Here is an 810-nt window from a genome sequence, read left to right on the forward strand (position 1 = left end):
GCGCGCGCGAGGCCGGCGCAGGCGTCGGCGATGACGGCGGCATTGTCGTCCAGGCGGTCCAGCAGGCGGTCGCTGCCCGGCGCGTCGGCCAGTTGATGGCGCGCGGCGAGGCGGCGGCCGTGGACGGCCATCTGGGCGGCGGAAAACAGTTCGGCGCGCAGCGGGGCGTCGTCATCGGCGAAGCCGGCTGCGGGCGGCAGCGCTTTTTCTTCTTTCAACAGGAACCTCGTGGTGGCGTGCGCAATCGACCGCCGGCTGACGCGGGACGCGACCATTCGGATGAAGCGTGAGACGAGGGCGCACGGCTGCCGCCATGCTAAGCAATCAGGTGCCGGGAAACTGTGCGTTAGCGAACGCTCATTGACGATCGGTATGTTTTACGCGAGCGCGAGCCCACCCACGAGGGTCCACGCCTGCGCATGCCCCGCCCGGCGCAGGCACAGGGCGGCCTTCGCGCTACGGTTCCCACTGCGGCAGACGAACACGATCGGCCGTGCCGGATCGGACAACCATGCCGGCATATGCTCGGCAAGGCGCGACAGCGGCACGTGGTGCGCCGCGCGGCCGTGCAAGGTCATTGCGCCGGCCGCGGTTTCACCAGCTTCGCGGACGTCGACGAGCAGCGCGTCCGCGTGGCGGCGCAGGAAGACGTCCAGCGTGTCCGGGTCCAGCTGGCCCGGCACGCCGGCTGCGCGCAGCGCGTTCACCGTCGTACAGGCCAGGCCATCGACGTCGGTGCCGTGGCAGATCACGGCGGCAGCGTGTGCGACCTGCGTCAGGCGGGACGCATCGATGGCGCCGAAGACCTGG

General features: G+C 70.7%; 2 protein-coding genes. Both read right to left on the reverse strand.

All coding sequences use genetic code 11. The annotated features are described in order from the left end of the window. On the reverse strand, positions 1 to 218 hold a 218-nt coding region (locus ACEN88_RS33110; RefSeq protein WP_413346540.1), incomplete at its 3' end, for a hypothetical protein. A 159-nt stretch (positions 219 to 377) separates the two neighbouring features. Continuing rightward, positions 378 to 810 (reverse strand): rhodanese-like domain-containing protein (locus ACEN88_RS33115; RefSeq protein ID WP_413346542.1); only part of this gene is annotated, 433 nt, incomplete at its 5' end.

Origin of the sequence: Massilia sp. CT11-108 (assembly GCF_047302915.1) — a bacterium.
Lineage (GTDB): Bacteria > Pseudomonadota > Gammaproteobacteria > Burkholderiales > Burkholderiaceae_D > Telluria > Telluria orientalis.